We start from the raw sequence: 19,411 nt of genomic DNA on the forward strand, positions 1-19,411 counted from the left end.
ACCTGAAAACATCTTTCCAAAATCTGTACTAATTGATTTGGATTCTTCCAAATGACACCATAGGTGGCGATATTTCCATTTGATGACGCAATAGGTGGTGGTCCGGATGGGGCCGCGCGACGCCGTCGGGGGGAGCAAAAAAGACGCAGCCCCGGGACGGGCCCGGGGCTGGCAGGGGAAACGGCCTGGCGATGCAGGCGTTAGCGGTTCAGTTCAACCAGCGCGGCGTTGTATTCGGACTGGGCTTCTTCCAGCTTGCGTTGCGCCTTGTCGATCTTGTCCTGCTTGCCCTTGGCGCGCGCTTCCTTCAGTTCCTGCTCGCGTTCGGAGACCTTGGATTGCTTGTCGCGCACGTCGGCCTCGCGCTGCGACTGCAGGCGGCTGTCGGTGCAGTGGGCTTTGGCTTCCGCCAGGGCCTTGCGCAGGCCGGCTTCGCGGCGGGTGTTGTTCTGCGCCTGGGCGGCGGCGATGTCGTTCTCGATCTCGCAGAACTTGGCCGCGCAACCGCGCTGCGCCGAGCAGTCGGTGGCGGCTTGCGCGGGCAACACGCCGAACAGGGCGCATGCGGCCGCGGCGGCGGTCAGGGATTTGATCAAAGAGGGCATGCGGTGTCTCCGTAAGCGTGGCGGGGACACCATGATCGCGCGATCGGGCGTTGCCGGCAATGCGCGGGGTCAACCGCGCCGCCGCCGGCAACGGTTCAAGGGATCAGCGTGCCGGCGAGCGCGGCCACCACCAGCAGCGCGCCCAGCCACAGGTTGGCGCGGAACAGCATGAAATTGCGGTCGGGGCGCTGGATGTCGAACACCTTCAATTGCCACGCCAGATGCACCGCAACGGCGGCCATGCCGACCTGATACGCCCACGACAGGCCCATGGCGTAGCCGCCCCAGGCCCACAGCACGACGGTGGCGACATAGAAGCCCCCGATCCACAGCTTGCCCTGGTCGCCAAAGCGCATGGCGGTGGAATGCAGTCCCAGGCTGCGGTCGTCGCGCACGTCGACGTAGGCGTAGATGCTGTCGTAGCCCACCTGCCAGAGCACCGCGCCGAACCACATGGCCACGGCGGCCAGCGGCACGTGGTTCTGCGTGTCGGACCAGGCCATGAGCATGCCCCAGTTAAAGCAGATGCCCAGCACCACCTGCGGCCAGTAGGTGACGCGCTTGCACAGCGGGTAGATGAAGACGAAGGGCAGTACCGCCACGGCCAGCCAGCGGCTCATTTCGTTCAGGAAGAACAGCAGCGATCCGCACACCACCAATTGGCCCAGCAGGAACCACACGGCGTTCTTCATCGTCAGCTGGCCGCTGGTCAACGGCCGAAAGCGCGTGCGTTCGACGTGCTTGTCGAAGTTGCGGTCGCACATGTCGTTGACGGTGCAGCCGATGCCGCGCATCAGCAGGGCGCCCAGCGAGAAGACGATCAGCCGCTGCAAGTCGGGCACGCCGCCCGCGCTCTGGACGAGCGCGGCGATGGCCGGCAGCAGCGTCAGCCACGTCCCGATGGGGCGGTCCAGGCGGCACAGGCGGGCGTAGGGCCGCCACGACTTGGGCAGCCAGCGTTCGACCCAGTCGGTGAAGACGATGTCGCTCAAGTCGACGGGAGGTTGTTGCGGAGCGCTCACTGTCACGGTCGGAAAATGGTCGGGAAAGCCGACAGCATAAAACAACGGCCGGGCATTCCGCCCGGCCGCCCCAATATTCCGCCGTGCCGAGTGCCCCTACGAGGCACTTCCCCCATAAGCCGCCATTGCAACGTAAGCGGGGCCGCACGGATCCGGCTCCGCCGGTCCGTAGCGGCGCCCCCTGGGGGGAGGCGCCGCAGGCGCTTCGGGGGGGCTTACTCCCCTTTCAGCAGCTTGCCCAGGATGGCGATGCCGGTGCGGATCTTGTCTTCCGGCACGGTGGCGAAGCTCAGGCGCAGGGTGTTGGCGCGGGCGGCGCCGCTGTAGAACGGGGCGCCCGGCACGAAGGCCACGTTCTGCGCGATCGCCTTCTCCAGCAGCTTGGTGCTGTCGATGTGCTCGGGCAGCGTCAGCCAGATGAACATGCCGCCTTCCGGCTTGGTCCAGGTGACGGTGGACGGGAATTCGCGCTTGATGGCTTCCAGCATGCAGCTGCCTTGGGCACGGTAGATTTCGCGTACGTTGGGCAGGTGCTCTTCCAGGAAGCCGTCCTTGACGATTTCATACACGGCCATCTGCGTCAGCGTGGGCGTGTGCAGGTCGGTGGCTTGCTTGGCCTGCACCAGCTTGTTGATCAGCGGACGCGCGGCGGCGATGTAGCCCAGGCGCAGGCCCGGGGCCAGCACCTTCGAGAACGTGCCCAGGCGCACCACGTTGGCGCCGTGCTCGGCGGCCAGCGCGATCAGGCCCGGCTGCGGTTCGCCGGCGTAGCGCAGTTCGCCGTAGGGATCGTCTTCGACGATGGTCAGGTTCAGTTCGGCGGCGCGTTTGACCAGCGCGATGCGGCGCTCCAGGTTCAGCGTGCGGCCCGTGGGGTTCTGGAAGTTGGGCAGCGCATACAGGAAGCGCGCGCCGTCGGCCAGTTCAGGGGTGATGGCTTCCGGGATCAGGCCGCCTTCGTCGGTGGGCACCGGCACGAACTTGGGCTGATACAGGCTGAAGGACTGCAGCGCGCCCAGGTAGCTGGGGTCTTCGACGAGGACCTTGCTGTCCTTGTCGATCAGTACCTTGCCCAGCAGGTCCAGCGCCTGTTGCGAACCCGAGACGATCAGGATCTGGTCGGCGGCGACATTGGCGCCGGCGCGGTTCAGGTCGTCGGCAACCCATTGGCGCAGCGGCGCATAGCCTTCGGTCGGGCCGTATTGCAGGGCCGCGCGGCCGTTGGTGGCCAATACCTTGTCGAATGCAGCACGTACCACTTCTACCGGGAAGCCGCCGGGCGCCGGCAGGCCGCCAGCGAACGAAATGACTTCGGGGCGCTCGGTGACCTTGAGGATCTCGCGGATGGCGGAGCTGGTAAGTTGCTGAGCGCGTTCCGAGAAGGAAAACGCAGGTTCGAAAGGCTTGTCCATGGATTGCTTCTTGATCAAGAAGGGTAAAAGGGAGAGGCTTGTGAGGGGGACTGCGGTAAAAAACTATTGTCCCATACGGTAGCAGCCCGGCCCCTTTAACGCGCGGAACCCCTAAAATCACCTGCATCGATAACCGCCTGTACAGTTACATTTGACGCCATGTTTGAAGCTGCCCCGATCGTCGCCGATTCCAAAGCTGCCCTGTACGCCGAGCTGGCCCTCCAGGCTCGCGCCCTGCTGGAAGGCGAACCCGACCGCATCGCCAACGCCGCCAACCTGAGCGCGCTGGCCTACCAGGCCCTGCCCGACCTGAACTGGGCGGGCTTTTATTTCTTCGACGGCACCGAGCTCGTGCTGGGTCCGTTCCAGGGCAAGCCGGCCTGCGTGCGCATTCCGCTCGACCGCGGCGTGTGCGGCGCGGCCGCCAGCCAGCGTCAGACCCAACTGGTGCCTGACGTGCACGCGTTTCCGGGCCATATCGCCTGCGATGCCGCCTCGCGTTCCGAAATTGTCGTGCCGCTGGTGCATCAGGGCGAACTGATCGGGGTGTGGGACGTGGACAGCCCCGTACCCGGCCGCTTTGACGAAGACGACCGCCAGGGCATGCAGGCGCTGTGCGCCGTGTTCCTGGCCAGCCTGGGCTGAACGAGCGGTGCGTTTGCGGCCGTTGACACGGCGGCGGGCGCCCGGTAGATTTCTGCATCCGTCGCTTATCGCGCGTTCCATTCATTCATGATTCATCAGGCCTTCCAATCCGCTTCCTGCATCCGCGCCCTGGGCGTGGTGCTGGCTGCTGCCGGCCTGAAATCCAAAAAACAGCCGCTCATCTGACCGGAGCATGCTGTTCCGTCAGATGGGCGACGGAACAGCGGCCTCCTGGCGGCGCATTGGCGCCTCCGCGCGCACCCCCTGATATCCCGAGCACTTCTGTACGGCACCCACCACGGTCCGCTTACATCGAAGGAGTGTTCCCATGTCATCGCAATCTTCACTTTTCCAGGGCGTCTGGGTACCGCTGGTGACGCCGTTTTCCGGCGGCGCCGTGGACGGGGGCGCCTTGCGCCGCCTGGTGCGCCACTATGCCGCCGCCGGCGTGGACGGGCTGGTCGTGTGCGGCAGCACGGGCGAAGCCGCGTCGCTGGATGACGCCGAGCAGCTGGCCGTGCTGGACGCGGTGCTCAACGAGGCCGGCCGCCTGCCTGTCGTCATGGGCCTGGCCGGCAACCACCAGGGCCACGTCATGCAGCGCCTGTCCGCATTCGGCACCCGGCCGCTGGCCGGCATCCTGGCGCCCGCGCCGTACTACGTGCGCGCCGGCCAGGAGGGCGCCGCCGCGTATTTCCGCTGCCTGGCCGACGCGTCGCGCTTTCCCCTGGTGCTCTACGACATTCCCTACCGCACCGGCACGACGCTGGACACGGCGACCCTGCTGGCGCTGGCCGCGCATCCGAACATCGCCGCCATCAAGGACTGCGGCGGGTCGCTGGAGAAGACGCTTGCGTTGATCGCTGACGGCCAGATGAACGTGCTGGCGGGCGAAGACCTGCAGTCGCTGTCGACGCTGTGCCTGGGCGGCACCGGCATGATCGCCGCCGCGGCGCACATCCGGCCCGATCTGTTCGTGGCCATGCACCAGGCCGTGCGCGCGCAGCAACTGGACCTGGCCCGCCGGCTGTTCCAGGCGTTGGTGCCGGTGATCCAGCTGGCGTTCGCCGAGCCGAATCCGGGCCCGCTGAAGGCGCAACTCGGGCGTCAGGGGTTGCTGAGCGAGGAACTGCGCCTGCCGATGCCGGCTGCAAGCGCGGCTTTGGCGGCGCGCATGGATGCGGCGGTTGCGGGCTTGAACCGCCTATATCCCTGCCAGTAGCCGGAAGTTAGGCCGTTGCCGGGGCGCCGTCAGCCAGCTTTGTGGTGCCCGGATTCATTTTGTAATAAATGGCTTACCGGGATGCTGACGGATTGCTTATGATGCGGCCATTCTCAGGGTGAAACCAAACGTTTATGGCCCAAGCTTTTGAAGCCTTGTCCGCCTGGCAGGTAATGCTGGCGGGGCTGCTGTTTTTTGGCGGCATCTATCTGGTCTTCGGCGCGGCGACCTGGCTGCTCACGCAGCACGTGTTGCCGGCGCTGGGCATGGGACGGCCGCTGGACCCGCGGCCGCTGGCGCCGGGCCAGCTGCGGCGCGAGTTCGCCCAGTCGGGGCTGTCCATCCTGTTGTTCGGCACGGGCATGATCTTCCCGTGGGGCCTGCTGCAACTGGGCTGGGCGCACCTGGACCCGGATCCCAGCTGGCAGAAGGTCGTGGTCGAGATCCTGGTGCTGGTGGCCTGGAACGACGTGCATTTCTGGGTCAACCACCGGCTGCTCCACACCAAGCCGCTGCGCCGCTTTCATCTGCCGCATCACCGTTCGGTTGTGACGACGCCGTTCTCCACCTACAGCTTTCATCCCATCGAAGCCCTGATGCTGGGCAACGTGATCCTGCTGCCCATGCTGCTGCATGATTTCAGTTTCTGGGCGTTGGCGTCGGTGCCGCTGTTCAGCCTGTTCTTCAATTGCATCGGGCACGCCAATTACGACTTCTTCCCCAAGGTGTCGTATGCGCACTGGTTCGCCGCCAGCCGCCGGCATCATCTGCACCATGCCTGCTACAACGGCAATTACGGTTTCCAGTTCACGTTCATGGACCGCCTGTTCCGCACCCGGCTCAACGCCGAGGCGGCGGCCCCGCAGCTGGACGCGTTCCAGCGTCGAGAATCGCTTGGCGGACGGGCGTAGTCCAACGCTTCGGCTGCCGTCGCTGCGCAACGGACGCGACTGGCAAAGCCTGGCTTATCTGGCGGCGCTGCCCGCGTTGGCGGCGTGGCAATGGGTCTACGGATTCTGGTGGCCGCTGTACGCGCTGATGCTGTTTTTGACGCTGGGCATCGGCGTCATCCATCACAACCACACGCACATCAGGATGTGGCGCGGGCGCTGGACCAACCGTGCCACCGATTTCTGGATCACGCTGCTGCAGGGGCATCCCACGTTCGTGTTCTACCCCGCGCATGTGGCCAATCACCACCGCTTCAAGCACGGTGCGCGCGACGTGGCGCGCACCTACCGCTTCGGCGGCGACACGAACCACCTGTGGGGTTACCTGATCCATCCGCTTCAGGCCGGCTGGGTGCTGTACCCGCTGTTCTTCGCGTGGCTCGCCCGCTTGCGCCGCCATTGGCCGGGCGCATGGCGCTACTGCATGGCGCAGTACGGGGTGTGGCTGGGCTTGTGGGGTGGCCTGATGGCGGTGAACCCCGTGAAGGCGCTGGTGTTCGTGATCGTGCCGCAGCTGCATGGGCTGCACTGGCTGCTGGCCACGAACTACCTGCAGCACGCGCACGCCGACGGGGGGCCGCGGGCGGTCGCCGGGCTGAACTACGCACGCAATTTCGAAGGGCTGGTCAACCCGCTCCTGTTCAACATCGGCCTGCACACCGCGCACCACGAGCATCCGCGCGCGCACTGGTCCGACCTGACCCGGCTGCACCGCGAGCACTATCGCCAACACGTCGATCCCGCGCTGAACGAAAAGGGCCTTACGCCCTACATGTTCCGCGTCTTCGTGCTGGGCACCTTCGTGCCGCGATTGCGCAGCCGTTCCCGCATGGCGCCCGAGCACATCCGCTAGCGCCGCATCCACACTCCCACTAGAGACCCGCCACATGCCTATCGCGTTCAATCGTGTCTACCTGGAGAGCGCCGGCTATTTCATGCCGGGCGAGCCCGTGTCCAACGACGCCATGGACAGCTACATCGCGCCATTGAACCGGATGTCCAGCCGCATCAAGAGCCGCATCCTGGCCGAGAACGGCATCAAGCACCGCTACTACGCCATCGACCCCGAGGGCGCCACCGTATTCACCAACGCCCAACTGGCCGCCAACGCGATCCGGGATTGCCTGCGGCGCAACGACAGCGACCTGTCCGCCGTGTCGCTGCTGACCAGCGGCTCGTCGGGCGGCGACGCGTTGATGCCGGGCTTTTCGAACATGATCCAGGGCGAACTGGCCGCGCAGCCGATGGAGACGCTGTCGGTGCATGGCATCTGCGCCGCCGGCGTGTCGGCGATCCAGGCGGCCGCGCAAGGCGTGGAAATGGGCGGACACGCCAGCGCCCTGGCCGTGGCCAGCGAACTGCCGTCGCGGCTCTTCAAGCGTTCGCGCTTCGCGGCGCGTGGCTACGACGCGGATTTCGATGCGCACTTCCTGCGCTGGATGCTGTCGGACGGCGCGGGCGCGCTGCTGTTGGGCAATACCGGCCGCGCGCTGCCTGGCGCGTCCAATGGTGTGCGGCTCAAGCTGAAGTGGGTGCACCAGCGATCGTTCTCGGGCGACTATCCGGTGTGCATGCAGCTGGGGCTGTCGGCCGACCGGCAGAAGGGCCACCTGGACTATCCGTCCTGGAACGAGGCCGAGGCCGATGGCGCGCTGTCCTTGCGCCAGGACATCCGGCTCTTGCCGCACCTGTTCGACATCGGCATCCACGAGTACGCGAAGCTGGTGCGCGACGGTTGGCTGGACCCGGATCAGGTGGACCATTTCCTGTGCCACTACTCGTCCGAAAAGTTCATTCCGGTGGTCGAAGACCTGATGGAGAAAGCGGGGCTGGTGATTCCGCGCGAGCGCTGGTTCAGCAACCTGGCGTGGCGCGGCAACACCGGCGCGGCGTCCATCCTCATCATGCTGGCCGAATTCCTGGAGACGCGCGAGGTCAAGCCGGGCGAGCAGATCTTCTGCTACATCCCTGAGTCCGGCCGGTTCATGGCCGCCTACATGCTGCTGGAGGCCGAAGCCGTGCATGCGCCGCTGGCCGTCGCGGGCGCCAAGGCAGCGGGGGCGCCTGCGGCTGCGCGCGATGACGCGCAAAGCGGCGACGCCGATGCGATCGCGCCGCCGCATGACCCTGACCTGGCGCCGCAAGGGCTGGGCCAGTTGCTGACCGAGCTGGCCGCCATCTGGCACGACTACCGTTCTCGCGTCTGGCGCACGCCGGTGGTGCGCCGTTTGCGCAACCGCCAGTTCCAGACAGCGGATTACCTGAACTGGATGGAGAACTGGATCCCGCAGGTGCGCGAAGGCAGCAAGTGGATGCGCGAAGGCGCGGCCTCGCTCTCCGAGCAGTACGCGCCGCTGGCCGCGCTGATCGACATGCATGCGGGCGAAGAGCAGAACGATTTCCAGATCCTGTTCCAGGATTACCGCAACGCGGGCGGCGCGGTGGACAGCATCGACGCGCTGCGCCGCAATCCGGGCGGCGAGGCGTTGAACGCCTATCTGCACAGCCTGGCCGCCACGCGCGACCCGATCGGCCTGTTGGGCGCGATCTACATCATCGAAGGCACGGGCCAGCGCATCGTGCCCGCGCTGTTGCCGCTGCTGAAGGCCAGCCTGACGCTGCCGCCCGACGCCTTCCGCTTCCTGGAGTACCACGGCCACAACGACGAGCACCACCTGGCGCGCTGGCTGTCGGCGGTGGAGCTGGCGCTGGACTGCGACGAGGACGGCCGCGCCGAGCAACGCATCGTGGATACCGCGCGCCGCACGGCCGCGTTGTACCTGATGCAATTCCATCACGTGATGGAGGGCGAGACGGCATGAGCAAGGAACCCGAATTCCTGACCCGCGCGCACGATCCGGCTGACCCCAGCCCCTGGCTGGCCTTGTACCTGGACCGCAGCACGCCCTTGCCGGACAAGGTAAAGAAAGCCTGGCTGACGGATTCCAGCTGCGCGTCGCGCCAGTACCTGCTGCCGTTCCTGCGGCCGCTGGCACGCGCCTTCATCATCCTGATCCAGGTGGTCAAGACGTTCCTGCCGCGCCGCTGGTCGCATTCGAAGCTGCTGCACCGCATCCTGGCGTGGGGGCTCAAGCGCTTCGTGTCGCCTGAGGCCAACTGGCTGATCCTGCGGCACTTCCATCTGGGCGCGCAGGCGTTGGCATTCATCGCCGCGAATTCGCCCGTGCCGATCACGACGCACCCGCTCGAACCGCTTGAAATCGACGACCTGAAGGACGAGCTTTTCGTCAAACACGACCTGAACCTGTTCAACTTCGTCATCCGGCTGAACCAGGCGCTGCGCGAGGCGGGCGTGGAAATGCATGCGCCCGCGTCCGTCGATTTCTCGATGATCAAGGACCCGCCGCTCAAGCTGGAAGACATGCCGCAGGGCAGGCTGAATTTCCTGGACCTGCAAAGCGCCATCGAACTGTTCACGCCGCTCTACCAGCTGATGCTGACCGACAACGATTTCTGGCGCGCGGCCAATTCCCTGCAGCTGGACGAAACCATCGGCATCTATGCGGCCAAGCTGCTGGGCGCGCCGCAGCATCTGATCCTGGTCAACAACAGCCATCCGCTGGTGCCCATGTCGACGTTGCGCGCAGGCTACCGCCTGGTGCTGCACGGCCTGTCGACCGAGATGCTGCATAGCCTCCTGATGGAGATGAAGGCCGCGCAGCAGGGGGCCGAGCCGCCGGCGCCGATCGCGTAGGCGCGCGGCGCGCCGCAAGCGCCGGTTTGCGCCAGGGCGACTTGGTGTAGACCCTGCGTTACACGGAAAAACGCCTGCGTTATATTGCGACCCTTGTTCGGCGAGCCGCGCCGGACCGCGTTCGCATCGCGTGATTCTCCGTTGCGTGAGTCTTTCTTTCCGGAAGTCCCTCTTATGCCGCAGCCTATTGAAGTCATCGCCACCGTCTTGTTCGCCGTGGCGGTCCTTCATACCTTTTCGGTTCCCGTTTTCGCGCGCCTGGCGCATCGCGGCGGCCCGCATGCGGGGTTCTGGCATCTGTTCTCGGAAGTCGAGGCCGTCTTCGGCGTATGGGCCTTTGCGCTGATCGTGACGATGGCGGCGCTGTCGGGGCCTGCCACCGCGGTCAACTACATGGACACGCGCAACTTCACGGAGCCGCTGTTCGTCTTCGTGATCATGGTGGTGGCGGCCAGCCGGCCGATCCTGGAACTGGTGGGGCTGCTGGTGCGCATCGTGGCGCGCGTGCTGCCCCTGCCGCGGGAGCTGGCCACGTTTTTCGTCGTGATGGCGCTGGTGCCGCTGGGCGGCTCGTTCATCACCGAGCCGGCCGCCATGACGCTGGCGGCCATCCTGCTGCGCGACGCGTACTTCCGCACCAGCGGGCGCGCCGGATTCAAATACATGACCTTGGGCGTGCTGTTCGTGAACGTGTCGATCGGCGGCGTGCTGACCTCCTACGCCGCGCCGCCGGTGCTGATGGTGGCGTCCACCTTCGGCTGGGATTCGACCTTCATGGTGCAGCACTTCGGCTGGCGGGCCGCCGTCGCCGTCTGCCTGAATGCGGCCTTGCTGACCTTCATCTGCCGCAAGGCGCTGATGGAGCGCTCGGTGGGCACGGGCGGCGGCGTGGACGCGCCGGAGGGGGCGGATTCACGTCCCCCGGTGCCGGCCATCGTCATTCTCGTGCACCTCGCCTTCCTGGTGGCCGTGGTGCTGACCGCGCATCATCCGGCGATCTTTCTGGGCCTGCTGATGATGTTCATCGGTTTCTCGGAAGCCTACAAACGCCACCAGAACCGCCTGCTGATCAAGGAAGGCCTGATGGTCGGCTTCTTCCTGGCCGGGCTGGTGGTGCTGGGGGGCCTGCAGAAATGGTGGTTGCAGGACCTGCTGGGCGGGCTGGAGCCATTCGTGCTGTTCTGGGGCGCCACGGCGCTGACGGCCATCACCGACAACGCGGCGCTGACTTACCTGGGGTCGCTGGTGGAAGGCACCAACGAGGCGTGGCGCTACATGCTGGTGGCCGGCGCCGTGACGGGCGGCGGGTTGACCGTGATCGCCAATGCGCCCAATCCGGCGGGTTTCGCCATCCTGAAGAACCACTTCCCGGACGGCAGCATTTCGTCCGGCCGGCTGTTCCTGTCCGCCCTGGGGCCGACCCTGGTGGCGGCCGCCATGTTCCTGCTTCCCGTCTAGGGCCACGGCGCCGCCATGCCTGGGGAGGGCCCCCCGGACGGCGCTTGCCGCCCGCCCGGCGGGCCGGACACCGACGGTTCATGAAAAACCGCTAAAATTCAAGACTTTCCCCGTATTTTTTCCGGCCTCGCCCACCCGCCGCCCCGGACGTTCCCGTCCGGCGACTGACGGCTTTTGATTTGCCGGGCCCGCGCCTGGGAGCCCTTGATGCCCATCTACGCTTATAAGTGCAGCGCCTGCGGCCATGCCAAAGACGTTCTGCAGAAGATTTCCGATGCGCCGCTTTCGGTTTGCCCCGAATGCGGCCAAAGCACGTTCTCCAAGCAGGTGACCGCAGCTGGATTCCAGCTCAAGGGCTCCGGCTGGTACGTCACCGATTTCCGTGGCAACGGCAATGGCGGCGGCAGCGCGGCCAGCACGCCCGCGCCCGCTGAAAGCGCCGCGCCCGCTGCAGCACCGGCTACGCCGGCCCCTGCCGCAGCGCCGGCTGCCGCATCACCGGCCGCCGGATCGTCTACCGCGTAGATCGCACGCCATGCGGATGCGTCTCATCAAAAAGTACTTCATCACCGGCCTGCTGATCTGGGTTCCCCTGGTCATCACGGTGTGGGTGCTGGGGCTGCTGGTCGCCACCCTTGAAGGGTTCGTGCCTGGCTTCCTGTCGTCCGAGTCGCTGTTCGGCATCGACATCCCCGGCTTCCGCTTCGTCCTGGTCATCGTGGTGGTGCTGATGACGGGCGTGTTTGCGGCGAACCTGATCGGCCGTACCATGGTGGACCAGTGGGAAAACCTGCTGGGCCGCATTCCGCTGGTGCGTTCGATCTACAACTCGGTCAAGCAGGTCAGCGATACCGTGCTTGCCCCGAACGGCCAGGCGTTTCGCCGCGCGGTGCTCGTGCAGTACCCGCGGGCGGGCTCCTGGACCATTGCTTTTGTCACCGGCACGCCCAGCGGTGAAGTGGCCAGCCTGTTGCCCGGCGACCACATCAGCGTGTATGTGCCGACGACGCCGAACCCCACGTCCGGCTTTTTCCTGATGGTGCCTCGCGCTGACGCGATCGACCTTCAGATGAGCGTGGACGCGGCATTGAAGTACATCGTTTCCATGGGCGTTGTCGCCCCGGCCCAGGCGCCCGCGCCCGTGGACCGGCCGGCCCCGCTCTCTCCGGCGCCTGGCGTGCAAGACGCGCCTCGCGCCGATTCGTAACCCTTACGCTCAAACTAAGCACACAACGGAGTCATCCCGCATGCGTACCTGCTACACCGGCCAGGTTTGCCGTGACCATCTCGGCCAGACCGTCACCCTGTACGGCTGGGTGAACCGCCGCCGCGACCACGGCGGGGTCATCTTCATCGACTTGCGCGACCGCGCGGGCCTGGCCCAGATCGTGTTCGATCCGGACAACGCCGCCTTCGCCACCGCCGAACGCCTGCGCAACGAATTCTGCGTGCGCGTCACCGGCCTGGTGCGCGAGCGTCCGGCCGGTACCGCCAACAGCGAACTGGCTTCGGGTGAAATCGAAGTGCTGTGCAAGGAAGTCGAGATCCTGAACGCATCGGTCACGCCGCCGTTCCAGCTGGACGACGACAACCTGTCGGAAACGACCCGCCTGACGCACCGCGTGCTGGACCTGCGCCGTCCGCAGATGCAGCGCAACCTGATGCTGCGCTACCGCGTGTCGATCGAAACGCGCAAGTTCCTGGACCAGTTGGGCTTCATCGACATCGAAACGCCGATGCTGGCCAAGAGCACGCCGGAAGGCGCGCGCGACTACCTGGTGCCCTCGCGTGTGAACGCCGGCCACTTCTTCGCGCTGCCGCAGTCGCCGCAGCTGTTCAAGCAGATGCTGATGGTGTCGGGCTTTGACCGCTACTACCAGATCACCAAGTGCTTCCGCGACGAAGACCTGCGCGCCGACCGTCAGCCCGAATTCACCCAGATCGACTGCGAAACCTCGTTCCTGAACGAATTCGAGATCCGTGAAATCTTCGAAAACCTGATCCGCCACGTCTTCAAGGTGGTGCAGGGCGTTGACCTGGCCCAGCCGTTCCCGATCATGCCGTGGACGGAAGCGATGCGCCGTTACGGTTCGGACAAGCCGGACCTGCGCGTGAAGCTCGAATTCACCGACATCACCGACGTGATGCGTGACGTGGACTTCAAGGTGTTCGCCGCCGCCGCCACGGCGCCCGGCAGCCGCGTGGTCGCCCTGCGCGTGCCCGGCGGCGCGGAAATGTCGCGTAGCGAAATCGATGCCTACACGCAATTCGTCGGCATCTACGGCGCCAAGGGCCTGGCCTACATCAAGGTCAACGAAGTGGCCAAGGGCCGTGACGGCCTGCAATCGCCCATCGTCAAGAACCTGCACGACGCGGCGCTGGCTGAACTGGTCAAGCGCACCGGCGCGCAAGACGGCGACATCATTTTCTTCGGCGCGGATCGCGAGAAGGTCGTCAACGACGCCATCGGCGCGTTGCGCGTGAAGATCGGCCACAGCGAATTCGGCAAGAAGACCGGCCTGTTCGAAGCCGGTTGGCAGCCGCTGTGGGTGGTCGACTTCCCGATGTTCGAATACGACGAGGAAGACGGCCGCTACACCGCCGCCCACCACCCGTTCACCAGCCCGAAGGACGGCCACGAAGACTTCCTGGAAACCGATCCCAGCAAGGCGTTCGCCAAGGCTTACGACATGGTGCTGAACGGTTGGGAAATCGGCGGCGGCTCGGTCCGTATCCACCGCGAAGAAGTCCAGAGCAAGGTGTTCCGCGCGCTGAAGATCGGCGCCGAGGAAGCCCGCGAGAAGTTTGGCTACCTGCTGGACGCGCTGCAGTACGGCGCGCCGCCGCACGGCGGCATCGCCTTCGGCCTGGACCGCATCGTCACGATGATGACCGGCGCCGAATCGATCCGCGACGTGATCGCCTTCCCGAAGACGCAGCGCGCGCAGGATCTGCTGACGCAAGCGCCGTCGGAAGTCGATGAAAAGCAACTGCGCGAATTGCACATTCGCTTGCGTAACGTCGAAACGAAGTAACCCCCCCGAGGCGCCGGGGGCGCCTCCCCCCCAGGGGGCGCCTCGCGGGACCGGCGGAGCCGGATCCTCGGCGGCCCGGCTCGCCAGGGTACTTGCTTGCGGGGTGTTGAGTTCTTGAGTGCCAACCTTTGCGGCGAGTGTTTTGTTGCGGCTAGATGTTGATGAATTGGAGTAATCTGGCAGACGCCGCCTTGTTGGCGGTGCTTGCCGGGGCCGCTCTTGGGCCTGGCTAGTGGTTCCTCTGCTTTCAAAGGCGCCATCGCTTTTATGTCGCTCATCCGTGTCGTCAGCTACAACATTCACAAGGGCCGTTCGGCATTGGGCCGGCGCGATTCCCTGAATGAACTGCGCTTAGGGCTCTACGGCCTGCGCCCCGATCTGGTCTTCCTGCAGGAAGTCCAAGGTCGCAACGAGCAGAAATCCCTGCTCGACGCCCAACACGAATCCCTTGCCGCCGCTTTGCGGCTGGATGTGGCCTATGGCCGCAACGCCATCCGCCACGCGACGGACCATGGCAACGCGCTGCTGTCGCGCTATCCCATTCTTGACCATGAAAACCTGGACATCTCCGACCATCGATTGGAGCAACGCGGCCTGCTGCATGCGCGCGTCGAGCTCGATGGCCGCGCGGTGCATTGCTTCGTGGTGCACTTGGGCTTGTTCGCCGGCAGCCGCACCCGCCAGGTCCTGGCGTTGACCGAACGCATCCGGCGCATGGTGCCCGACGGCGAGCCTATCCTGATCGCAGGCGACTTCAACGATTGGAACGACCGCCTGGCGCCGCTGTTCGTGCAGCAGCTGGGGCTGTATGAGGTGTTCTCGCATGCGCCGCGCAGCCATGGCGGCGAACTGCCGCGCCTGCGCGACTCGGTCAAACGGCTGAGCAATGCGCTGCGGGGCTTGCCCAACAGCGGCCTGTCCGTCATGGAACGCAACAATCAGCTGGGCATGGAGGGCAGCTCGCGCCTGCTGCTGCCGCCGCCCCGGACCTTTCCGGCCGTGTTCCCCTGGTTCCGCCTGGACCGCATCTACCAGCGCGGCTTCGCCGTGCGCAGTGCACGTGTGCTGCGCGGCCGCGAATGGGCGCGGCTATCCGATCACTCTCCGTTGCTGGCCGAACTGGAACTCCCGTGAAGGCCGAGCAGGTCAAGCTGGAATGGACCGACGGCAACAGCATCCGCCTGTTGCAGAACGGTGCCGACTTCTTTCCCGCGCTGTGCGCGGCCATCGATGCCGCCCAGTTCAGCGTGCATCTGGAAACCTACATCTTCATGCTGGACCGCACCGGGTCCCGGGTGCTGGAATGCCTGACCGCGGCGGCCCGGCGCGGCGTGAAGGTGCGCGTCGTGCTCGATGGTTTCGGCAGTGCGATGAACGTCGACGCCGTCCGCGCAAGACTGCTTGAAGCCGGCGCGCAATGCCGCATATTCCGGCCCGAACCGCGGTGGTTCGCGCGCCTGATCCCGTCGCGCAGCCGTTTGCGACGGCTGCATCGGAAGGTCACCATCGTGGATGGGCGCATCGCGTTCATCGGCGGCATCAACGTCATCGACGACTACGACGACCTGGATCCCACGGACGGCATTTCGGCGCCGCGTTTCGACTTCGCCGTGCAGGTGGAAGGGCCGCTGGTCACCGATGCGGCCTATGCGCAAGACCTGCTGTGGGTGCGTCTGAACTGGGCGCGCCTGCGACGCCATCCGCGCGACTGGAGCCGCATGCGGCTGACCAAACCGCACCATGCCCCGGTGGCCCCCTGTGGCACGCTGCGCGCGGCGCTGGTGTTGCGCGACAACCTGCGCTACCGGCAGACGTTCGAACGCGCCTACCTGTACGGCATCACGCAGGCGCGCCGCGACATCCTCATCGCCAACGCGTATTTCTTTCCCGGGCGCCAGTTCCGCCGCGCGTTGGCAAAAGCCGCCGCACGCGGCGTGCGGGTGCGGCTGCTGCTGCAAGGCAAGGTCGAGTACCGCATGCAGTACCACGCCACCCGCTCGCTGTACGACCAGCTGCTGCGCGACGGCATCGAGATCTACGAATACATGCCAAGCTACCTGCACGCCAAGGTCGCGGTGATCGACAACGTGGCCACCGTGGGCTCGTCCAACCTGGATCCGTTCAGCCTGCTGCTGGCGCGCGAGGCCAACGTCGTCGTGGACGACCAGCCTTTCGCCTGGGACTTGCAGGAACGCCTGGAGACGGCCATCCGCGACGGCGGCCACTTCATCCGTCCGCTGGAATACCAGCGCCGGGGCTGGGTGCGGCGCTGGGTGGACGCGGCGTCCTACACGCTGCTGCGCATCGGCGTGGCGCTGACGGGCACGTCGGACAAGTACTGAGCGCGCGGCTCGAGCGCGCGGTTTACGCGCGCCGCTTGATCAGGCCCAGCGCCAGCGCGGTGCCCACCAGGATGATGGCGGCGCCCACCGCGATCGAGGGCGTGATGCGCTCGTCCAGGAACCAGGCGCCCCACACCACGCCGAAGATCGGCACCAGGAAGGTCACGCTGACGGCGCCGGTAGGGCCGACGTTGGCAATCAGGCGGAAGAAGATGATGTAGGCCGCGCCGGTGCACACGACGGCCAGCAGGATCGTGGAGATCCACGCCGCCATCGAAGCCGGCGTTTCAGGCCAGGCGGAGATGGCCAGGGGCAGCAGCACGAGCGAGGCCGCGATCATGCTGCCGGTGGCGCTGGCCAGGGCGTCCACGCCGGTGAGGAAGCGCTTGGTCCAATTCGCGGCGATGCCGTAGAAAACCGGCGCCGACACGGCGGCCAGCACCGCCGGCCCCGTGCCGCCCGCCTGGAAGTTCAGCTTGTCCCACACCAGCACGATGATGCCCAGGAATCCGATCATCAGGCCCAGGGAACGCATCCATGGCAGCCTGTCTTTCAGCCAAAGCCAGCCGACGACCGCGCCCCAGACGGGGGTGACCGCGTTGGCCACCGACAGGAAGCCGGCGCCCAACGATTGCGCCGCGTAGGCATAGAGCAGGAAGGGCACGGCGGCGTTCAGGGTACCGACCACCAGCAACGCCTTCCAGTGCCGGGCGATCACGGGCAGCTTGCCGCGCCACAGGGCGGCGGGCAGCAGGAACAGCGCGGCCAGGCCGACACGAAGCTCGATCAGCGCGATCGGACCGAAATCGCCGACTGCGACGCGCATGAACAGGAAGGAGCCGCCCCAGACCGCCGCAAGCAGCAGCAGGTCCAGCAGATTGCGTTGACGCATGGTTTGTCTCGGGTTTGCCTTTAGGGGCGTGTCTGGGCTTGCGCCTATTTCCGGCTGGTGACCAGATTCTTCATCTTGACCCGGTGCGCCAGGAGCGCACAGGCCAATGAAAGGACGATACATAGGACGAGCCCGGCCCGCACTCCGTTTAGTACCGTGCTGTGGGAAATGATGATGCCCACCACTGCCGTGCCCAAGGCGCTGCCAATGGCGCGGGTGGTCTGCACCAGCGCCGAGGCCACGCCCACGTCGCGCCGTTCGCTCAGCATCTGCATGAAGAGCGTCAGGTTGGGCAACAGGAAGCCCAGCGCGCAGCCATTGACGAAGAAGGCGGCCAGGATCCACCAGGCGGAGGTGCCCGGAGAAATCAGCAGCACCATCAGCGTGCCGCCCGCCAGCAGCAAGCCGCCGAACACCATCAGGCGCTGCGGCTCGGTCTGTTTGGGGAACAGCCGCCCGTTGACGATGCTGCCGACCGAGATCGCCGCGACCAACGGCGTCAGCAGCAGGCCGGCCTCGCTGGGCGTGTAGCCCAGCACCTGCTGCAGCAGCAGGGGACTGTAGAAGATCAGCACGAACATCACCGCGCCGACCATCATCGCGGCAAGGTTCAGCAGCTGGGAATCGCCGCCGGCCAGGACGCGCAGCGGAAAGATCGGCGATTTCACGCGGCGCTCGGTGGGGACGAGGATGGCGATGGCGGCCACGCCGACCAGCGCCAGGATGCCCCCCAGCAGCGGGTGCGCGTGTTCGCCCCGCGCAAAAGCCAGCTCCAGGGCCGCCAACGGCGCGCCGACGGCCAGCACCAGCAGGATGGCGCCCAGCCAGTCGATCCGGCGGCTGCCGTCGTGGATGGGGCGGATGCGGGGGAAGTAACGTGCCAGCAGGAAGAAGGCGCCGGCCGCCGCGATGGGAGAAATGAAGAACGCCGCGCGCCAGCCCAGCGCCTGCGTGGCCGCGCCGCCCAGCACCGGGCCGATGCCGCTGGCCATGGCGAAGGCGGCGGACACCAACGCCATCCAGCGCACGCGCTGCTTGGCGTCGGGGAACAGGTCGGCGGGCGCCGCGAAGGCGGTGGCGATCATCATGCCGCCGCCGATCCCTTGCAAGGTCCGGAACACGATCAGCTGGGTCATGGACTGCGCCAGGCCACAGGCGATGGACCCCAGCGCGATGATCAGCACGGAGACCAGCATCAGCGGCTTGCGGCCGAACATGTCGCCCAGCCGGCCGAAGATCAGGATGGAGGCGGCGGTCGCCAGCAGATAGCCGGTACCGACCCAGGCATAGAGAGCCATGCCGTTCAGCGCTTCGGCCACGCGCGGCAGCGTGGTGCTGATGATGGTGGAATCCAGCGCGGCCAGCACCACGGTCGCCGACACCCCCGCCATGGCCATCAAAAGATCCCTGCGGGAGTGGGCGGGGTCGGTGGCTGGCGGGGTCGGTGATGGCGGCGGCGTCATGCCGCCTAGGATATCACCGGCCCACTAGGGTTTTCACTTGTAGAACGAGTGGTAACCCCAGAACACCGCGACGACAAGCAGCACCAGTACCCACGACCAGCGCGAATTGGACAATCCGCGGGGTTCGGGTTCGGGGGGAGGGGGCGGCGGCGCCAGGCGGGGTTGCTTGGCCATGTGGTCGATGAAGGCCGCGAAGAACTTCTGAATGATCTTGTCGCCCGCTTTCAGCAGCAGGCCTTCGCCGCATTCGGCCAGCTTGCCGCCCGCCATGCCAGCCACGGTATAGGCCACGCGGGTGCCCTGGTCTTTGGTGCTGAGGTTGACCTGGGCGGTGCCGATGGCCAGGCAGGCGGCGCGGCCTTTGCCTTCGAACACCAGGGTGCAGCTGTCGGGGGCGTTGACGTCAGAGAGCAGGATCTCGCCCTCGTAGTCGGTATCGATTCCGGCGATATTGGCGCGCAGGGTGACGGCATATTCGGTTGGGCTGCGCATCGCGACTTCCACGCAGCCCGGTATGCATTTCTGCAACACTCTCGGGTCGGTCAACGCATCCCATGTCTGGTGCTGCGTCGAAGGAATCCATTGGGCATCGGCAATGCGCATGGCAGTCTCCTTGGAAGAGTTATATGCACATTCTCGTCCCAATCCGC

General features: G+C 66.1%; 18 protein-coding genes. 12 read left to right on the top strand and 6 right to left on the bottom strand.

The annotated features are described in order from the left end of the window. Positions 1–200: 200 nt before the first annotated feature. The 3 genes from ACO6D5_RS15660 to ACO6D5_RS15670 all read right to left on the bottom strand — a co-directional run bounded on the left by ACO6D5_RS15660 (position 201) and on the right by ACO6D5_RS15670 (position 3,039). Positions 201–605, bottom strand: a complete 405-nt coding sequence (locus ACO6D5_RS15660) for a DUF1090 domain-containing protein (protein WP_088588594.1) — start codon at positions 603–605, stop codon at positions 201–203. A 95-nt stretch (positions 606–700) separates the two neighbouring features. Then, positions 701–1,627, bottom strand: coding sequence for a 4-hydroxybenzoate octaprenyltransferase (gene ubiA, locus ACO6D5_RS15665; RefSeq protein WP_485825878.1), 927 nt, complete (start codon positions 1,625–1,627; stop codon positions 701–703). A 215-nt stretch (positions 1,628–1,842) separates the two neighbouring features. After that, positions 1,843–3,039, bottom strand: a complete 1,197-nt coding sequence (locus ACO6D5_RS15670; protein ID WP_485825879.1) for an aminotransferase-like domain-containing protein — start codon at positions 3,037–3,039, stop codon at positions 1,843–1,845. Between the two features lie 159 nt (positions 3,040–3,198). Here ACO6D5_RS15670 and ACO6D5_RS15675 point away from each other — a divergent pair, with 159 nt between their 5' ends. The 12 genes from ACO6D5_RS15675 (at position 3,199) to clsB (ending at position 16,406) form a co-directional block, all read left to right on the top strand. Then, positions 3,199–3,684 (top strand): GAF domain-containing protein, encoded by a 486-nt coding sequence (locus ACO6D5_RS15675; RefSeq protein WP_315527283.1) that lies wholly within the window; start codon positions 3,199–3,201, stop codon positions 3,682–3,684. 328 nt (positions 3,685–4,012) lie between these two features. Further along, positions 4,013–4,906, top strand: a complete 894-nt coding sequence (dapA, locus tag ACO6D5_RS15680; RefSeq protein WP_315527284.1) for a 4-hydroxy-tetrahydrodipicolinate synthase — start codon at positions 4,013–4,015, stop codon at positions 4,904–4,906. 134 nt (positions 4,907–5,040) lie between these two features. Beyond that, positions 5,041–5,817, top strand: coding sequence for a sterol desaturase family protein (locus ACO6D5_RS15685; RefSeq protein WP_315527285.1), 777 nt, complete (start codon positions 5,041–5,043; stop codon positions 5,815–5,817). Next, entirely contained in the window at positions 5,801–6,709 is a 909-nt protein-coding gene (locus tag ACO6D5_RS15690; protein ID WP_315527286.1) for a fatty acid desaturase, read from the top strand. The genes ACO6D5_RS15685 and ACO6D5_RS15690 overlap by 17 nt, the downstream gene beginning before the upstream one ends. A 34-nt stretch (positions 6,710–6,743) precedes the next feature. Continuing rightward, positions 6,744–8,678 (top strand): iron-containing redox enzyme family protein, encoded by a 1,935-nt coding sequence (locus ACO6D5_RS15695; protein ID WP_485825880.1) that lies wholly within the window; start codon positions 6,744–6,746, stop codon positions 8,676–8,678. Further along, the gene (locus ACO6D5_RS15700) at positions 8,675–9,571 is read left to right on the top strand and encodes a DUF6999 family protein (RefSeq protein ID WP_485825881.1); all 897 of its coding nucleotides are present in this window, start codon (positions 8,675–8,677) and stop codon (positions 9,569–9,571) included. Before ACO6D5_RS15695 ends, ACO6D5_RS15700 begins: the two co-directional genes overlap by 4 nt. Before the next feature lie 174 nt (positions 9,572–9,745). Next, positions 9,746–11,029 carry a putative Na+/H+ antiporter gene (locus ACO6D5_RS15705; RefSeq protein WP_315527291.1) on the top strand — a complete coding sequence of 428 codons (1,284 nt, stop codon included), beginning with the start codon at positions 9,746–9,748 and terminating at the stop codon, positions 11,027–11,029. Positions 11,030–11,236: 207 nt separating this feature from the next. Continuing rightward, a complete protein-coding gene (locus tag ACO6D5_RS15710; RefSeq protein WP_315527293.1) occupies positions 11,237–11,554 on the top strand; it encodes an FmdB family zinc ribbon protein in 318 nt (105 codons plus the stop codon). Positions 11,555–11,564: 10 nt separating this feature from the next. Further along, positions 11,565–12,236, top strand: a complete 672-nt coding sequence (locus tag ACO6D5_RS15715) for a DUF502 domain-containing protein (RefSeq protein ID WP_088588602.1) — start codon at positions 11,565–11,567, stop codon at positions 12,234–12,236. Between the two features lie 40 nt (positions 12,237–12,276). Then, positions 12,277–14,064 carry an aspartate--tRNA ligase gene (gene aspS, locus ACO6D5_RS15720; RefSeq protein ID WP_315527295.1) on the top strand — a complete coding sequence of 596 codons (1,788 nt, stop codon included), beginning with the start codon at positions 12,277–12,279 and terminating at the stop codon, positions 14,062–14,064. 267 nt (positions 14,065–14,331) lie between these two features. Then, entirely contained in the window at positions 14,332–15,198 is an 867-nt protein-coding gene (locus ACO6D5_RS15725; protein WP_169273433.1) for an endonuclease/exonuclease/phosphatase family protein, read from the top strand. Beyond that, positions 15,195–16,406 (top strand): cardiolipin synthase ClsB, encoded by a 1,212-nt coding sequence (clsB, locus tag ACO6D5_RS15730; protein ID WP_485825882.1) that lies wholly within the window; start codon positions 15,195–15,197, stop codon positions 16,404–16,406. The genes ACO6D5_RS15725 and clsB overlap by 4 nt, the downstream gene beginning before the upstream one ends. Positions 16,407–16,428: 22 nt before the next feature. Here the strand turns inward: clsB and ACO6D5_RS15735 are convergent, their stop codons facing one another. The 3 genes from ACO6D5_RS15735 to ACO6D5_RS15745 all read right to left on the bottom strand — a co-directional run bounded on the left by ACO6D5_RS15735 (position 16,429) and on the right by ACO6D5_RS15745 (position 19,364). Beyond that, positions 16,429–17,298, bottom strand: a complete 870-nt coding sequence (locus ACO6D5_RS15735; RefSeq protein WP_485825883.1) for a DMT family transporter — start codon at positions 17,296–17,298, stop codon at positions 16,429–16,431. 44 nt (positions 17,299–17,342) lie between these two features. Beyond that, positions 17,343–18,695 carry an MFS transporter gene (locus tag ACO6D5_RS15740; RefSeq protein WP_485825884.1) on the bottom strand — a complete coding sequence of 451 codons (1,353 nt, stop codon included), beginning with the start codon at positions 18,693–18,695 and terminating at the stop codon, positions 17,343–17,345. A 99-nt stretch (positions 18,696–18,794) separates the two neighbouring features. Continuing rightward, positions 18,795–19,364 carry an SRPBCC family protein gene (locus tag ACO6D5_RS15745; protein WP_169273429.1) on the bottom strand — a complete coding sequence of 190 codons (570 nt, stop codon included), beginning with the start codon at positions 19,362–19,364 and terminating at the stop codon, positions 18,795–18,797. Between the last annotated feature and the right edge of the window lie 47 nt (positions 19,365–19,411).

The sequence above is a fragment of the Achromobacter sp. genome (assembly GCF_057314935.1).